Source organism: Janthinobacterium sp. BJB426, assembly GCF_002735705.1.
Classification (GTDB): domain Bacteria; phylum Pseudomonadota; class Gammaproteobacteria; order Burkholderiales; family Burkholderiaceae_D; genus Janthinobacterium.
Genome location: NZ_PDZL01000007.1, coordinates 228171 through 244042 on the forward strand (window position 1 = coordinate 228171; position 15872 = coordinate 244042).

13 protein-coding genes are annotated in these 15872 nt (G+C 63.9%); 7 read left to right on the plus strand and 6 right to left on the minus strand.

The window, feature by feature from the left end; genetic code table 11:
- Positions 1–32: 32 nt before the first annotated feature.
- Positions 33–2510: a TonB-dependent receptor gene (locus tag CSQ93_RS14200; RefSeq protein WP_099378583.1), complete on the plus strand. Its 2478-nt coding sequence runs from the start codon at positions 33–35 to the stop codon at positions 2508–2510.
- On the opposite strand, the gene CSQ93_RS14205 is transcribed toward CSQ93_RS14200, so the two are convergent.
- Positions 2507–3175, minus strand: coding sequence for a response regulator (locus tag CSQ93_RS14205; protein WP_233516176.1), 669 nt, complete (start codon positions 3173–3175; stop codon positions 2507–2509). The genes CSQ93_RS14200 and CSQ93_RS14205 overlap by 4 nt on opposite strands.
- 5 nt (positions 3176–3180) lie before the next feature.
- Complete coding sequence (locus CSQ93_RS14210; protein WP_158301230.1) at positions 3181–4089, minus strand: histidine kinase; 909 nt, start codon at positions 4087–4089, stop codon at positions 3181–3183.
- A gap of 437 nt (positions 4090–4526) precedes the next feature.
- Here CSQ93_RS14210 and CSQ93_RS14215 point away from each other — a divergent pair, with 437 nt between their 5' ends.
- From CSQ93_RS14215 to CSQ93_RS14235, 5 genes are all read left to right on the plus strand, one after another.
- Positions 4527–5342 carry an NF038120 family PEP-CTERM protein gene (locus tag CSQ93_RS14215; protein ID WP_199534414.1) on the plus strand — a complete coding sequence of 272 codons (816 nt, stop codon included), beginning with the start codon at positions 4527–4529 and terminating at the stop codon, positions 5340–5342.
- A gap of 1 nt (position 5343) precedes the next feature.
- Positions 5344–8508, plus strand: a complete 3165-nt coding sequence (locus CSQ93_RS29750; RefSeq protein ID WP_099378585.1) for a S8 family serine peptidase — start codon at positions 5344–5346, stop codon at positions 8506–8508.
- 159 nt (positions 8509–8667) lie between these two features.
- Entirely contained in the window at positions 8668–9285 is a 618-nt protein-coding gene (locus CSQ93_RS14225) for an AIM24 family protein (RefSeq protein ID WP_070217680.1), read from the plus strand.
- 17 nt (positions 9286–9302) lie between these two features.
- The gene (locus CSQ93_RS14230; protein WP_099378586.1) at positions 9303–9944 is read left to right on the plus strand and encodes an AIM24 family protein; all 642 of its coding nucleotides are present in this window, start codon (positions 9303–9305) and stop codon (positions 9942–9944) included.
- Positions 9945–9947: 3 nt separating this feature from the next.
- Entirely contained in the window at positions 9948–10685 is a 738-nt protein-coding gene (locus CSQ93_RS14235) for an AIM24 family protein (RefSeq protein WP_099378587.1), read from the plus strand.
- A 1-nt stretch (position 10686) separates the two neighbouring features.
- Here the strand turns inward: CSQ93_RS14235 and CSQ93_RS14240 are convergent, their stop codons facing one another.
- Both CSQ93_RS14240 and CSQ93_RS14245 read right to left on the minus strand, forming a co-directional pair.
- Complete coding sequence (locus CSQ93_RS14240) at positions 10687–11487, minus strand: enoyl-CoA hydratase (RefSeq protein WP_099378588.1); 801 nt, start codon at positions 11485–11487, stop codon at positions 10687–10689.
- A gap of 42 nt (positions 11488–11529) precedes the next feature.
- A complete protein-coding gene (locus tag CSQ93_RS14245; protein WP_099378589.1) occupies positions 11530–12159 on the minus strand; it encodes a head GIN domain-containing protein in 630 nt (209 codons plus the stop codon).
- Between the two features lie 175 nt (positions 12160–12334).
- Here CSQ93_RS14245 and CSQ93_RS14250 point away from each other — a divergent pair, with 175 nt between their 5' ends.
- Entirely contained in the window at positions 12335–12892 is a 558-nt protein-coding gene (locus tag CSQ93_RS14250; protein ID WP_099378590.1) for a flavin reductase family protein, read from the plus strand.
- Between the two features lie 51 nt (positions 12893–12943).
- Here CSQ93_RS14250 and gdhA read toward each other — a convergent pair whose 3' ends face one another.
- On the minus strand, positions 12944–14287 hold the full coding sequence (gene gdhA, locus CSQ93_RS14255) for an NADP-specific glutamate dehydrogenase (protein ID WP_099378591.1): 1344 nt from the start codon (positions 14285–14287) through the stop codon (positions 12944–12946).
- A 206-nt stretch (positions 14288–14493) separates the two neighbouring features.
- Positions 14494–15741 carry a DUF819 family protein gene (locus tag CSQ93_RS14260; protein ID WP_099378592.1) on the minus strand — a complete coding sequence of 416 codons (1248 nt, stop codon included), beginning with the start codon at positions 15739–15741 and terminating at the stop codon, positions 14494–14496.
- Positions 15742–15872: the final 131 nt, after the last annotated feature.

Consider the following 15872-nt stretch of genomic DNA (forward strand, 5'->3'; position numbering starts at 1 on the left):
GCAATAAAAACCACTATAAATCGGGGATACGCATGAAACTGACCTTATTCGCCGCCACCGCCATGGCGCTGTGCCAGGCGCAGGCTGCCGAACCGGAGATGACCGCATCGGGCGACTTGCCCACCGTCATCATCACGGGCAGCATGCCGCTGCCCACCATGGAGCAGCCGCGCGATGCGCTGGCCGCGCCCGTGCAGACGGCCAGCGCGCAGCAGATTGCCCGCAGCGGCGCGCTCGACTTATCCTCTTTTCTGCGCCGCAACCTGGGCAGCGTCTACGTGAACGAAGTGCAGAACAATCCGTTCCAGCCCGACGTCAGCTACCGCGGCTATACGGCGTCGCCGCTGCTGGGCACGCCGCAGGGCCTGTCCGTGTACCTGGACGGCATGCGCCTGAACCAGCCGTTTGGCGATGTCGTCAGCTGGGACTTGATCCCGCGCATGGCGATCGCATCGCTGACCCTGATGCCCGGTTCGAACCCCCTGTTTGGCCTCAACACCCTGGGCGGCGCGCTGGCCCTGCAAACCAAGGATGGCAGGAGCAGTCCCGGCACCGCCATCGAGGCGCGCCTGGGTTCCGATCAACGTCGCGGTGTCGAGTTCGAGCATGGCGGCAGCAATGCCCAAGGCTGGCACTGGTATGTGACGGGCAACCGTTTCAAGGAAGATGGCTGGCGCGACGATTCCCCGTCCGACGTGCGCCAGCTGTTTGGCAAGCTGGGCTGGAGCGATGCGCGCACCGATATCGCCGTCACCATGGCCCACGCGGACAATGCGCTGACGGGCAACGGCTTGCAGGAACAGCGTCTGCTGGCGCGCGACTACCGCAGCGTCTACACCAAGCCGGATTTGACGGAAAACAGGTCGACCCTGCTGAACGTGACGGGCAAGCACCAGGCCGGCGCTGCCTTGCTCTTGTCCGGCAATGTCTACTACCGCAAGATCGACACGCATACCTTCAATGGCGACCTGAACGACGAGTCGCTCGACCAGTCCATCTACCAGCCCGGCGCGGCCGAACGGGCGGCCTTGGCGGCGGCCGGCTACACGGGCTTTCCCGCCAGCGGAGCAAACGCGTCCAATACGCCGTTCCCGAAGTGGCGCTGTATCGGCAACGTGCTGTTGAACGATGAACCGGCCGAAAAATGCAACGGCATGATCAACCGCAGCCATACCGAGCAGGAAAACTACGGCTTTTCGGGGCAGTTCACGGCGCTGGCCGACCTGGCGGGCGCGCGTCATGCCGTCACGGCCGGCGCCGCCTATGACACGAGCCACGCCACCTTCCGCCAGACCAGCCAGTTCGGCTATCTGAACCCGGACCGCAGCATCACGCCAGTCGACTTCTTTGCCGACGGCACGGAAATCGACGACGACGGCACGCTAGTGGACAACCGGGTCGACTTGAGCGGGCGCATGCGCACCTGGAGCGTGTATGCGAGCGACAGTATTGCGTTCAATCAAGCGTTGACCTTGACGGTGTCTGGCCGCTACAACCGCAGCACGGTGCGTAACCGCGACGCCCTCACGCCGGGCGGCGGCAGCGGTTCGCTCGATGGCGACCACCGCTTCAGCCGCTTCAATCCCGCCATCGGCCTGGCGTATGCGCCGGCTGCGGGCGTGAGCGCCTATCTCGGCTACAACGAAGGCAGCCGCACGCCGACGGCCATAGAACTGGGCTGCGCCGACCCGGACAACCCCTGCCGCCTGCCCAACGCCATGGCCGGCGACCCGCCGTTAAAACAGGTGGTGACGAAGACGTGGGAAGCGGGCGTGCGCGGCAGGCTTGCCAATGTGGCCAGCTGGAGCGCGGGCGTGTTCCGCGCGGAAAACCACGACGATATCCTGTTTGTGGCCGATAACCAGGCCGGTTTCGGCTACTTCAAGAATTTCGGCAAGACGCGTCACCAGGGCGTGGAACTGGCGCTCGACGGCAAGGCAGGCGCGCTGGAGTTCGGCGTCAACTACACGTGGCTGCAGGCGACGTATCAAAGCCGGGAAATCGTCAACGGCAGCGCCAACAGCAGCAGCGATGCGGACGCGCCTGGCCTGGAAGGCAATATCGTCATCGCGCCGGGCAACCGGATTCCTTTGACACCGAGCCATATCCTGAAGGCGCACATGGAGGTTCAGGGCGGACGCGACTGGACGGTGGGCCTGGCCATGACGGCCGTCTCCAGCGCGTATGCACGCGGCAATGAAAACAACCGGCACCAGGCGGGCGGGGCGTCGTACCTTGGCGCGGGCAAGAGCGGCGGTTACGCGATCTTTGAACTCAATGGAAAATATCAGCTGACACCGCAACTGAGCGTGTTTGCCCAGGTGAATAACCTGTTCGACCGCAAATATGCGACGGCGGCCCAGCTGGGCGCCACGGGTTTCGACGCCAACGGCAATTTTTCCGCCAGGCCACTGCCCGCCGTGGGGGGCGCGTATCCGATGGTCAATGCGACCTTCTATGCGGCCGGTGCCCCGCGCAGCGTGAATGTGGGTTTGCGCTACGCGTTTTAAGGCAGGCTATGCTCGATGACCCCGTTGCGCAGCGCCAGATGGACGAGGGCGGCGGGGCCGGGCACGTCGAGCTTTTCCCGGATGCAGGTCTGGTGGTTGGCCACCGTCTTGCTGCTCAGGTGCAGCAGGCGGGCGCAGTCGGCGGCGCTGCGGCCTTCGGCCAGCAGGCGGAAGATTTCGAATTCGCGCTGGCTCAGGCTGCTCAACCGGTCCGCTTCCCTGCGGGCCTTGCCTTGCAGCACGCCGGGCGCGCTGTGCGGGTCGAGGTAGCGCCGTCCCGCGTGGGCGGCGCGCACGGCGTCGACCAGGTGTTCCGGGTCGGCCTGCTTGCTGACGAAGCCGCAGGCGCCGCCGTCAAACGCGCGCGCGATCAGCTGCGGCGTGTCGTGCATGGTAAACACCAGCACGCGGGCGCTGGCATCACGGACCAGCAGCTTGCGCAGCAATTCCAGGCCGCCGATGCCGGGCATGGACAAATCCGTCACGCAGACGTCGGGCGCGTGCTCCTGGTACAAGCCATACGCCGTTTCGCCATTGCCCGCCTCGGCCACGACGGCGATATCGCCCCCCTGTTCCAGCAGGCGCCGATAGCCCGTGCGCACCACCGGATGGTCGTCCACCAGCATCACGCGGATCGGCAGCATATTGCCACTCATTGCGCTCATGGCGTTCATGCCGCGCACCGTGCCGCCAGGGCCACTTCGATGCGCAAGCCGTTGCCCAGCGCGCTGATCCAGCGGATATGGCCGCGCAGGCCGGCCACTCTTTCGCGCATGCCCAGCATGCCGAAGCCATCTGCTGGCGTCTTGTCCTGGCGCAAACCCCGGCCATTGTCTTCGATGGCCAGGTGCAGCAAGCCGTGCGCATCGGCGCGCAATTCCACCGTGGCCCGGTCGGCGCCCGCGTGGCGCGCCACGTTCGTCAAGCCTTCCTGCACCAGGCGGTAGATGGCGGTGGCGGTGCTGTCGTCGAGGTCGTCGGGGATGGCGTGCGGCGCGAAATGGCAGGCGATGCCGTGCTGCTGGGCCCAGCTGTCGCACAGCGCCTGCAGGGCCGGCGCCAGGCCCAGGCTGTCGAGCACGGGCGGGCGCAGCCGGCGCAACATCGTGCGCACCATCGCGTGCAGCGCTTCCGACGAGCGGGCGATGCTGGCGGCGCACGCCTGCACGTTCGCCTGGTCGCCCTCGCGCGCGCGCAGGATGTAGCTGGCGGCGGCGCGGATGGCCGTGCAGTCCTGTCCCACTTCATCGTGCAGCTCGCGCGCCAGCGCGCAGCGCTCCTCTTCCTGCGCGCGCAGCAGGCGTTGCGTGAGGGCGCGATTCTGTGCCAGCAGCAGCGCCACCTGGCGGCCGCGCCGCACGGCAAAGCCGGCCAGCGCCAGCACCAGCAGCAACAGGCTCAGGATCAGTTCATCGAGTTGCCAGTGCTCCTGGCGCCAGAGCGCTTGCGTCAGCCGTTCGGTCAGGTCCAGCCTGGCGGCCAGCAGGAAAAAAGCCAGCGCCAGCGCGCAGCACAGCAGGACAGTCCGGCGCGGCCGGGAGCGCGCGCTTGCCTGGGCGCCAAGTTGATGGTGTTCCATGATGCTGCTCCCTGAGCACGGTAGATGTCCTTGTTGTGCAAGCTTCATGCCATCGGCGCAAGGGCGGCAGGGGGTGGATCAGGCGGGGCAGAGGGGGGAGGCAAGTGTTCCAGGATGGAACAGGTGTACCGCGATGTGACGGGGACGACGACGCGGCAGGCGCGGTTTTCGAGCTTATCCGAAGTCGGACCGGCCCGCTGGAGTACGCGTCTGCAGTGTGAGGAATTGTTGTTCAAATGTAACGTTGAGATTCCTCAAGCTTTCATAGATAAAACAAAACAAAGTTTCGTGGAGTTAGATAAAAAATAAATAAATGATATTAAAAATATGATATTTGTTTTATGCGATTTGCTATATTTGTTGACACTTTTGTGAAAAAGCTGAAAGCGGGCGTCAGACCTGCCGACCTATCTATCCACAACAATCAAGGGAATAGAATGAATCGTTTATCACATGCGCGGGTATCGCCCGCCACCGCCAATCCGCCCGCTACCCGCGGTCGCACCACCGTCCTTGCCGCGCTGGCCACCTTGTCCGTGCTGGCTACTGCGCCGGCCATGGCCGGTGTCCTGACCTTCGACAACTTGCGCCCCGACGTGTATGAAAGCGGCCAGACGCTCAATACGTCGAGCTACAATCTGCTGTTCCTGGCCGATCCGACCACGGCGGCCGGCGGCGGCGTCAGCGGCGTGGGCGCCATCCTCGATGGCCGTGTGGGTTCGTCGTGCGATATCGCCGCCTGCCCGCAGGGCGCCACCGGCAATTACCTGGCTATTCTCAATGATGGCGGCGTGAATTTCGCGCGTGCCGATCACCAGGAATTCACCCTGGCCGGTTTCGATTATTCCTTCATCGCGCCCGTTTCCGGCTTGCCGAACCAGAATTGGGGCCAGTTGCAGCTGAGCGGCACCCTCAGCGACGGCCAGGTGATCAGCACCTCGCTGGCGTTTCCCGGCCAGGGCAGCGATGGCAATTACTCTTTCCAGAGCGCTTCCCTGCTGGGCGGCTTCAGCAATTACGCGTTTACGGGCCTGACCTTCAATGCGTGCATTTTCAATGACACGGGCGCGTGCAGCAATTCCATCGATTTCCCCGCCTTTAACCAGGGCCAGTTTGCGCTCGACAATATCAATGTCAGCGCCGTGCCGGAACCGTCGACCTACATGCTGATGCTGGTCGGCCTGGGCGCCATCGGCATGCTGTCGCGCCGCCGCAGCGGCAAGTTCGCCGCAGCCACCGTGCAAGGAGCGTGAGATGAAATTACGTCCCGTTTCACTCGGTATCCTCCTGCTGGCCGCCAGCCTGGCGCAAGCGGCGCAGGCGCAGGAACGCCGCTCCTACATCGTGCAACTGGTCGACAAGCCGGCCGCCACCTACACGGGCCAGGTCGACGGCCTGGCCGCCACCAAGCCGGCTCCGGGCGCGCGCATCAACGTGGGCGCCGCCGATGTGCAGGCTTATTTGAGCTACCTCGACACCAAACAGGCCGCCGTGGCCGGCACCGTCAGCGCGGCGGAAATCACGCACCAGTACAGCGTCGTCTTCAACGGCTTTTCCGCCTTGCTGACGGACGATGAAGTGCGGGCCCTGAAGAAAAACAGCGGCGTGGCCAGCATCAGCGCCGACTCCATCCTGCAGCTCGACACCAGCTACACACCCAGCTTCCTGGGCCTGGATAAGCCGGGCGGCATCTGGGAGCAGCTGGGCGGCAAGGCGCACGCCGGTGAAGACATCATCATCGGCATCGTCGACAGCGGCATCTGGCCCGAGAACACGGCCTTTGCCGACCGCCTCGACGAGAACGGCGTGCCCAGCCACAACGGCAACAATGTCGTGTACGGCGCGCCACCGGCCAGCTGGCAGGGCACTTGCCAGACGGGTGAAGGATTTTCCGCCGAGAATTGCAACAACAAGCTGATCGGCGCGCGCTACTACCGCGCGGCCACGTCGGCGCTGCACTGGACGGAATTCCTGTCGCCGCGCGATTCCGTCGCCGGCCTGACGGGGCACGGCGGCCATGGCACGCATACGGCGTCCACGGCCGGCGGCAACAATGGCGCCCTGGCCACCTCGAATGGCGTGTCGCTGGGCAAGGCGTCCGGCATGGCACCGCGCGCCCGCATCGCCGCCTATAAAGTGTGCTGGACGGCAGCATCGACGGGCCGCAACGGTTGCGCCACGGCCGACAGCGTGGCCGCCATCGACCAGGCGGTCAAGGATGGCGTCAACGTCATCAACTTTTCCATCGGCCCGAACGCGGGCGGCGGCGCCTTCGACGAACCGACGGAAGTCGCCTTCCTGGGCGCGGCGGCAGCCGGCGTATTTGTCGCCACGTCGGGCGGCAATTCCGGCCCGGCCACGCCTGCACCCGATGTGCCGGCACCCGTGTCGCACATCAGCCCGTGGCTGGCAACGGTCGCCAATTCCACCCACAACCGCCTGTACGCGGCCAACGTCATTCTCAGCAATGGCACCAAGCTGGAAGGCGCATCGAGCAATGCGAATACGCCGGCCCTGCCGCTGATCCAGTCGCGCGACGCGGGCCTGGCCGGCGTGCTGCCGACGGACCTCAATTTGCTGCGCTGCTTCGGCGTGGCCGATGCCACTTCGGCGTATCTGGATCCGGCGAAAGTGGCAGGCAAGATACTCGTGTGCGACCGTGGCGGCAACGTGCTGGTCAACAAGAGCGCGAATGCCAGGACGGCGGGCGCGGCGGGCGTGATCATCGCCAACGTGGCGGGCGGCGCCAACACCGTCATCAACCAGGCGCACGTGCTGTCGACCGTGCACCTTGCGCAGGCGCAGGGCGACGCGCTGAAGGCTTTTCTGGCGGCGACGCCGGATGGCACGGCGGCGCTGGGTGAAGTGCATACCATCCCCGACACGACGGTGCAGGCGCCGATCGTCAGTGACCGTTCTTCGCGCGGGCCGAACGTGGCCAACGCGAACATCCTGAAACCGGACCTGTCGGCGCCCGGCACCAACGTGCTGGCCGGCGTGACGGCCGATCTGACGCAGGCGCAGCGCGATGCCGTGGCGGCAGGCGGCGTGGCGCCGGCGGCCGAGTGGGATTTCTATTCCGGCACCTCGATGGCCAGCCCGCACGTGGCCGGCGTGGCGGCATTGCTCAAGCAGCAGCATCCGGACTGGTCGCCCGCGGCCATCAAGTCGGCGCTGATGACGACGGCCTTCAGCACCTATTCGGACGGCTTGAACGGTTCCGTGTCGTGGGATGCCACGGCGAAGAACTCGGGCCAGTTGCCGTGGGGCCAGGGTGCCGGCCACATCGCGCCGAACAGTGCGGCCGATCCCGGCCTCGTGTACGACATGTCGGAAATCGACTATGCGCGCTTCCTGTGCGGCCTGAACCTGAAGGTCTACAGCGCCGCCACGTGCCAGGCCATCGGTACCATCACGGCCTATAACCTGAACCTGGCATCGCTGACGGCGGCCAACGTGCTGGGCACGCAAACGCTGACGCGCACGGTGACCAACGTGGGCGCCAGCAGCGCCGTCTACAACGTCTCGGCCAGCCTGCCCGGCTACACGGTGGCGGTGACGCCAACGAGCCTGAACCTGGCGCCGGGGGCCAAGGGCCAGTACCAGGTCAAGCTGACGCGCACCACGGCGCCGGCCAATACCTGGACCTACGGCGCGCTGAGCTGGACGGATGGCACGCACACGGTGCGCAGCCCGCTGACGGCGCGCGGCACTTCGCTGGCCGCCATTCCGCTGGTCAGCAGCGAAGCGGCCACGGGCAGCAAGGTGCTGACCCTGGGCACGGGCTTCACGGGCGCGCTGGTCGGCGTCAAGTCGGGTCTCGTCGAAGCCGTGCGCCAAACGCGCACGATCGGCCAGGCGGCGACGGGCGCTGCCGCATCGGCGGCCTGCAAGGCGGGTGGCGCCACGGGTGTGAACGTGCATAACGTGGTGATACCGGCCGGCACCCTGGCGGCGCGCTTTGCCACCTACGATGCGGAAACGACGGGCGGCGCGAATACCGACATGGACATGGAGGTCTACAACGCCGCCAATGTGCTGGTCGGCAGCAGCGGTAATGAAAGTTCCAATGAGCAAGTGGAACTGCGCCTGCCCGCCGCTGGCACCTACAAGGTGTGCGTGATCGGCTTTGCGCCGCAAAACGGCCAGGCCGACTACACCTTGTCGTCGTGGGTGCTGGCGCCGGGCTTGTCGAATGGCGGCTTCAAGGCGCTGATGCCGGGCACGGCCTACACGGGCGGCACGGCGACTGTCTCGCTGAGCTGGTCCAACCTGGCCGAAGGCAAGCGCCACCTGGGCGCCGTCGGCTACCAGGTGGCTGGCGTGGTGCAAGGCGTGACGGTGGTCGAGGTCAATACCAATGATCCCGTGCCGCTGTTCCAGAACGCGCGCGGCGCCAGGCCGGTGTTGGCTGAATAAGCTGTTCTTTGCGTGAACGCAAGGCGTGCCTCCGGGCACGCCTTTTTTTTTATGCACGCACCCCCGTTCGGGAGGAATAGCACTTGCATGGCGGTAACGCCAACGGTATCTTGTCGGATAGCCATGGCTTTGTGCCCTGGCATTCTTGGGGAGTCGCGCGTGACCAGTTTCCGCACCAATACCGACCGCCTGCTGGAAGTACGCCTGCAGGATGAAAAAGTGCTGGCGATTGCCGGCGCCATGGTCGCCTATACGGGCAGCATCAAATTTGAAAAATCCCTGCTCGGCGGCGAGGGCCTCTTTGGCGCGCTCAAGCGCAAGGTAACCAACGAAGGCATGCAGGTGATGCAGGCCGCCGGCACGGGCACGGTGTTTTTCGCGCAGAATGCGGCCGAGATCACCGTCATGGCGCTGGCCGGCGAAAAGCTGACCATCGAAAGCAGCAGCCTGCTGGCCTATGACACGAGCCTGAAGACGGGCACCAGCTTTGCCGGCCTGCGCGGCGCCAGCTCGGGCCAGGGCCTGTTTTCCACCACCGTCGAAGGCCATGGCAACCTGGCCGTCATTTCGCGCGGCAACCTGATCATGCTGGAAGTGACGCCGGCGCACCCGCTGCGCGTGGACCCGGACGCCTTCGTCGGCTTCAAGGGCGATATCCGCCAGGAATTCGTTTTTGATGTCAACTGGCGCACGATGATCGGCCAGAGCTCGGGCGAATCGTACCAGCACAAATTCACAGGCCAGGGCGTGGTGTTCATCCAGCCCGCCGAACGTTAAGTCAGCGAGGACCCGCGATGCCTGTCTATCAGCAAATCAATGAAAAGATGCTTGAGGTCAAACTCGGCAATGAAGAAGTATTCGCGCGCAAGGGCGCCATGGTGTCCTACCAGGGCGACGTGGCGTTCAGCCGCTCCTTCCTGGCTGGCCAGGGCGTGCAAAGCCTGGCCATGCGCGCCGTCACGAATGAAGGCTACGCCATGATGTCGGCGCGTGGCAGCGGCAGCGTGTTTTACGCGCAGGGCGGCCTGTTCGTCACCATCGTCCCCGTGCGCGGCGAAACTTTCTATGTGGAAAGCGATTCCCTGCTGGCCTTCGATGCGCGCCTGACGGCCGGCACCATGTTCCTCGGCAACCAGGGCGGCGTGCAGGGCGTGGTGCGCGGCATGGCTTCGGGCCAGGGTCTGTTTACCACCACCTTGCAAGGCACGGGCGAAGTGGCGATTTTGTCCGACGGCAATGCCATCGGCTTGCCCGTCACGCCGGACGTGCCCGTGTTTGTCGACCCGCAAGCGTATATCGGCCACACGGGCCAGCTGAGCTCGACCATCGTCACGGACCTGAACTGGAAAACATTCGTCGGCCAGGCGTCCGGCGAATCCTACCAGGTGAAATTTACGGGCCAGGGCACGGTCTACATCCAAGCGAGCGAAAGGTAAGCCATGACGATTTACAATCCCGATACCTTGCCGAAGAACGATAACCTGAACCGTTTTTCGTATGTCATCGACGTCAAGGAACAGATATTCATTCGCAAGGGCAAGATGATTGCCTTCTATGGCGAGCTGCGCTTCGAAGCCATGGGCAGCAGCGTGCTCGACCTGATCGTGCGCAACGCCTTCAATGCACCGAAATACATCCACCACTTTGTCGTGGCGCAAGGGCAGGGCCAGTTGATCCTGGGCGACAACGGCAACGACCTGGCGTGCTACGACCTGGACAACGCCAACATGACCATCCGCGCGAAAAACCTGCTGGGTTTTACGAAGGATGTGATTTGCCAGGAATCGACCTTGCCCGGTTATCTCACCATGATAGGCACGGGCAAGGTGATCGCCTCGTCGAACGGGCCCGTGCATTTCCTCGAGTTGCCGTGCCGCGTGGACGAGCAGGCCGTGCTGGGCTGGGCCGATTGTCCCAGCCCTTCATATCACTACGATTACGCCCACGTGCAGGGCTGGGCCTCGGCCGCCGGCGCGCTCACGGGTTTTACCCTGTCGGGCGAGGAAAAGCAGATCGACTTCACGGGCGCCGGCACGGTGCTGGTGCAGTCATCCGAGCTGGACGTGACGGGCAGTTCCGCCCTGATGCAGCTGCTGGCGCAATTGCCGCTGCTGGGCAAGGAAGACCTGGGTACCTTGAGTCTTTCTGTGCAGCAGCAGATGAAGCAGGAACGCTAAGCTACGTTACGGCCGTCCAGCTTGGCGGCCGTTTTTCCAGGAAGGCGCTCACGCCTTCGTTTGCATCCTCTTCCATCATATTGCGCGCCATCACGTCGCCCGCATACGCATATGCCTCGTCCAGCGGCAGCTGGCGCTGCCGGTAGAACATGGCCTTGCCGTAGCGGATGGCCGTCGGGCTTTTCGCCATGATCTGCTGCGCCAGGCGCGCCACGGCTTCGTCGAGCGCCGTGTCGGCCACCGTTTCGTTGATCAGGCCCCAGTCGGCGGCCGTGTCGGCGTCGATGAAGCGGCCCGTCACCAGCATGTCGAAGGCCCGCTTGGGCGATACATTGCGCGACAGGGCCACCGATGGCGTGGCGCAGAACAGGCCCACGTTGATGCCGGAAACGGCAAAGCGCGCGGACGCGCCCGCCACGGCCAGGTCGCAGCTGGCGACCAGCTGGCAGCCGGCCGCCGTGGCGATGCCATGCACGCGGGCAATCACGGGCACGGGCAAGGTTTGAATGGCTTGCATCACGCGTGAACATTGCGCGAACAGGGTTTGATAATACGCAAGCTGGCGCGTAGCTTGCATCTGGCGCAAATCGTGGCCCGCGCAAAAGGCCTTGCCTTCGGCCGCCAGCACCACGCAGCGCACGTGCGGCTGCCCGGCGATGAGGTCGAGTTCAGCCTGCAGCGCCGCCAGCATGGCTTCGGACAGGGCATTGAATTGCAGCGGACGGTTCAGGCGCAGGGTGACCAGGCCACCCTCGTCCTCGCGCAGCACCAGCGGCGCTTGCGTGTCATGTGTTGCGGTCATGCGGTCTCCAGTGGCCTGATGGCCTTTTTTTATGGAAAAATCTTATTTGGCGGCATTCACGCTGCCGATGCCGGCGATCGATTTGTGCACGATCTTCGGCTTGCCGTAATACGTCAGTTCACCCATGCCGCGCACGACGGCGTTCAGTTCGCCCGAGGAATACACCTTGACGGAACCGATGCCTTCGAAATTGACGTCGACGTTTTTCGCCAGCAAGGCTTTCGTATCGACTTCGCCCACGCCTTGCGCCTTCAGGCGCAGCCAGTCGACCTGACCATCGGCGGCAAGGCGGCCCGCGCCCTTGTAGCTGATGTCGACTCTTGGACCATTGAGCTTGGTCAATATCTTCTCGCCCGCGCCTTCCGCGATCAGCTTGCGCAAGGTGGGCATGGTGATGATGATGCGCGGGTCGCCATCCGTTTTCTTGAGGTCCTTGTCCTTCATGGAAATTTTCAGCTCGCCATCGACCACTTCCGTGATCACGCCGCTGAGGAATTTCTGGTCGCCGCGCAGCAGCAGGGTCTGCTCTTTGCCCGATTCGACTTCGATGCTGATGGGGCCGCGGATGTCGATGGCGTTGAAGGCGGCTACCGTGCGGGTTTGCTCGTCGGCATGCGCGAGGGTGGAGAGGCAGGCGAGGGACAGGACTGACAACAGGAACAGAGGGCGCATGACGGTTTCCTTGAGTAGTTGATCAGTGTATTCTATTGTGCAACATCTCCATTGGGGAGAAATTTGCGATGAACGGCACAAATCGCGGCGCGGATGACACGCCGCCGCCGGCCAGCCGCGCGCCCGGCAAGGCGCCGTTGGGCTATGCTGTGGCGTACCGCGTCCTGGAGACTGCATGAAAAATTATCACAAAGAAGATTATCCCGTCGCCGATATCCGTCGCTTCCTTGAACCGGGGCCGGTGGTGCTGGTCAGTTCAACGTGGCAGGGCGAAAGCGACGTCATGACCATGGCCTGGCACATGCTGATGGAATTTACGCCATCCTTGCTGGGTTGCTTCATTTCCGACGCGAACCACAGCTATGAAATGATCAAGCGCAGCATGGAGTGCGTGATCAACCTGCCCACGGCCGACATGGTCGACCAGGTGGTCGCCATCGGCAATTGCAGCGGCGAAGACACGGACAAGTTTGCGGCCTTCGGCCTGACGCCCCAGCCGGCCGAGCTGGTGGGTGCGCCCCTGATCGCCGAGTGCTACGCCAACTTCGAATGCAAGCTGGCCCAGGTGGCGGGCAACCCGAAGGGCGGCTTCTTCATCTTCGAGTGCGTGAAAGCCCACGTGGCTACTTCGCCCAAGCTGCCGGAAACGTTACATTACCGCGGCAACGGCGAGTTCATGGTGTCGGGCCGGACCATCAGCCGCAAGAGTCTGATGAAGCCTGAAATGTCGTAGGTGAACACTGCTGGGGTCAGACCCGCCGGGTCTGACCCCAAATGAGTCGTCTTAAATGACCCCCTGCGCCAGCATCGCATCAGCGACCTTTACGAAGCCGGCGATATTGGCGCCATCCACATAGCTGACCGTGCCATCGGCGCGCGTGCCGTATTGCTTGCACGCCGCGTGGATGCCTTGCATGATCTGCAGCAAACGCGTGTCGACTTCCTCGCGCGGCCAGGAAATTCGGGCCGCGTTCTGGCTCATTTCCAGGCCCGACGTGGCCACGCCGCCCGCGTTGCTGGCCTTGCCCGGCGCATACAGCACGCCGGCCGCTTCGAAGGCCTTGGCTGCCTCGATGGTGGTGGGCATGTTGGCGCCTTCGGCCACGCATTGCACGCCATTGGCGATGAGACGGCGCGCATCGGCGATGTCCAGTTCATTCTGCGTGGCGCAGGGCAGGGCGATGTCGACCGGCACATGCCATGGCGAGACGCCCGCTTCGAAGCGCACGCCCGTGCGCGCGGCGTAATCGCTGACCCTGCCATACAGATGGTTCTTGATCTCCATCAGGATGGCCAGTTTTTCCGGCGTGAAGCCGTCCTCGTCGATGACGGTGCCGCTGGAATCGGAGACGGTGATGACTTTCGCGCCCATGGCCATAGCTTTTTCCACCGCGTACTGCGCCACGTTGCCCGAACCGGAAACGGAGACGCGCATGCCTTCGAACGAGCGGTCCCGCGTTTTCAGCATTTCTTCGGCGAAATACACGGTGCCGTAGCCCGTCGCCTCCGGACGCATCAGCGAACCGCCGAAGCTGGCGCCCTTGCCGGTGAACACGCAGTCGGCGCGGTTGCTGAGTTTTTTCATCATGCCGGCCATATAGCCCACTTCGCGCCCGCCCACGCCGATGTCGCCGGCCGGCACGTCCGTGTCCGAACCCACGTGGCGGAACAGTTCACTCACGAAGGCTTGGCAGAAGCGCATCACTTCACCCGGGCTCTTGCCCTTCGGATCGAAATCGGCGCCGCCCTTGCCGCCGCCCATCGGTAACGTGGTCAGCGCATTCTTGAACGTTTGCTCGAAAGCGAGGAATTTCAGCACCGACAGGGTGACGGAAGGGTGGAAGCGGATGCCGCCCTTGTACGGCCCGATGGCCATGCTGTGCTGGATGCGGTAGCCGCGATTGACTTGTACTTGCCCATGGTCATCGACCCACGACACGCGGAATATCACCACGCGCTCCGGCTCGATCAAGCGTTCCAGCAAGCCTTGTTCCGCGTATTTCGGGTGCTGTTCCAGGAACGGCCACAAGCTCTCCATGACTTCGGTGACGGCTTGCAGAAACTCGGGTTGACCTGGATTGCGTGCGGCGACATGCTGGACATACTCGTGAGCAGATGCGTATTTCATCAGAATTCCATGGAGGTAATCGGTTATTTGGGCAACTATCATCGCAGATTTCGCACAAAAATGGTGCGGAAATTTGGTTTTGAGGGGTTTCTGCTACATTGTGGGGAGTTTTGAGGACTCTGTGGCCGATGCGAGTGGTAAACGACAACGCCAGCCCGAAGGCTGGCGTTGTCGTTGCGGATCGCCTGGTCAAGCCAGGACAGGCGTCATCCCGCCATGCTGCGCAAGATCAAGCCCGTGATGTAGGCGCCGTAGGTGCCCAGCGCGTAGCCGAGCACGGCCAGCAGCACGCCGACGGGGGCCAGGGCCGGGTGGAAGGCGCTGGCGATGACGGGGGCCGAGGCGGCGCCGCCGATGTTCGCTTGCGATCCCACGGCCATGAAGAACAGGGGCGCGCGGATCAGCTTGGTGACGAGCAGCATCAGGCCGCCATGCACGGCGATCCAGATCAGACCCAGCAGGAACAAAAATGGCTTGTCGAGCAGGGCGCCCAGGTCCATGTGCATGCCGATGGTGGCCACCAGCACGTACAGCATGGCCGAGCCGATGGTCGAGGCGCCCGCGCCTTCCAGGCTGCGCGCCCGGGTAAAGCTCAGCAGCAAGCCGAAGGTGGTGGCAAGCACGACGATCCAGAAGAAGTTCGACGTCAGGCTGTAATCCTGCAAGCGCCATGTGGCCGGCAGGGTGTTGATCCAGTTGATGATGGGGCCGGCCAGGAAGTGCGACAGGCCCGTCACGCCCAGGCCCACGCCGAGGATGATCATGATGTCAGTCAGGGTAGCGACGCGCGCGTGCTGTGCCCGATAACTTTCGATGCTGTCCTTGAGCGCATTGATGGCCGTCAGATCGGCGCCCGTCCAGCGGTCGAAGGCGCCCGCGCGGCCGGCCAGGAACAGCAGCACGGCCGTCCAGACGTTGGCCACCAGCACGTCGACGGCGACGAACTGCCCGAACAGGGTGGCGTCCACTTCAAACACTTCCTTCATGGCCGCCTGGTTGGCGCCGCCGCCTATCCACGAGCCGGCGACAGTCGTCATGCCGCGCCAGGTGTCGCCCGCCACCGTTTCGGGGTGGATCAAACGCAGCGCCTCGAACGAGACGAGGGCGCCCAGCATCACGCCGAGTGTTCCTGTGAGAAACATGATGATGGCCTTGGGACCGAGGCGGATGATGCCGCCGAAATCGATGGCCACGCACAGCAGGACCAGCGCGCTGGGCAGCAGATAGTCGCGCGCCACGGCGTACAGACCGGAAGCGTTGCCGTCGATGATGCCGAAGGTGTTGAGCAACGCCGGGATCAGGTAGCACATCAGCAGGGACGGGATATACGTATAAAACTTTTTCCAGAAGCCGTTCGTGCGGGAGGCGGTCCAGAAGACGCCCCCCAGGGTCATGGCGAGCAGGCCGAGGACGACGGCGTCATTGGTGATCAGGGCGGGTGTGGCAGGTGGCATCGGGGATTCCGGTGAACGTGTCAGGGACGCACGGGATGCCGATCAGGCCCCCGGGCGCGGGTGGCCGTATCGTATAGCAATGTTGAAGCCTAAACAAATTGTTTAGGCCATGCCAGCGGAAATTTTTCTTG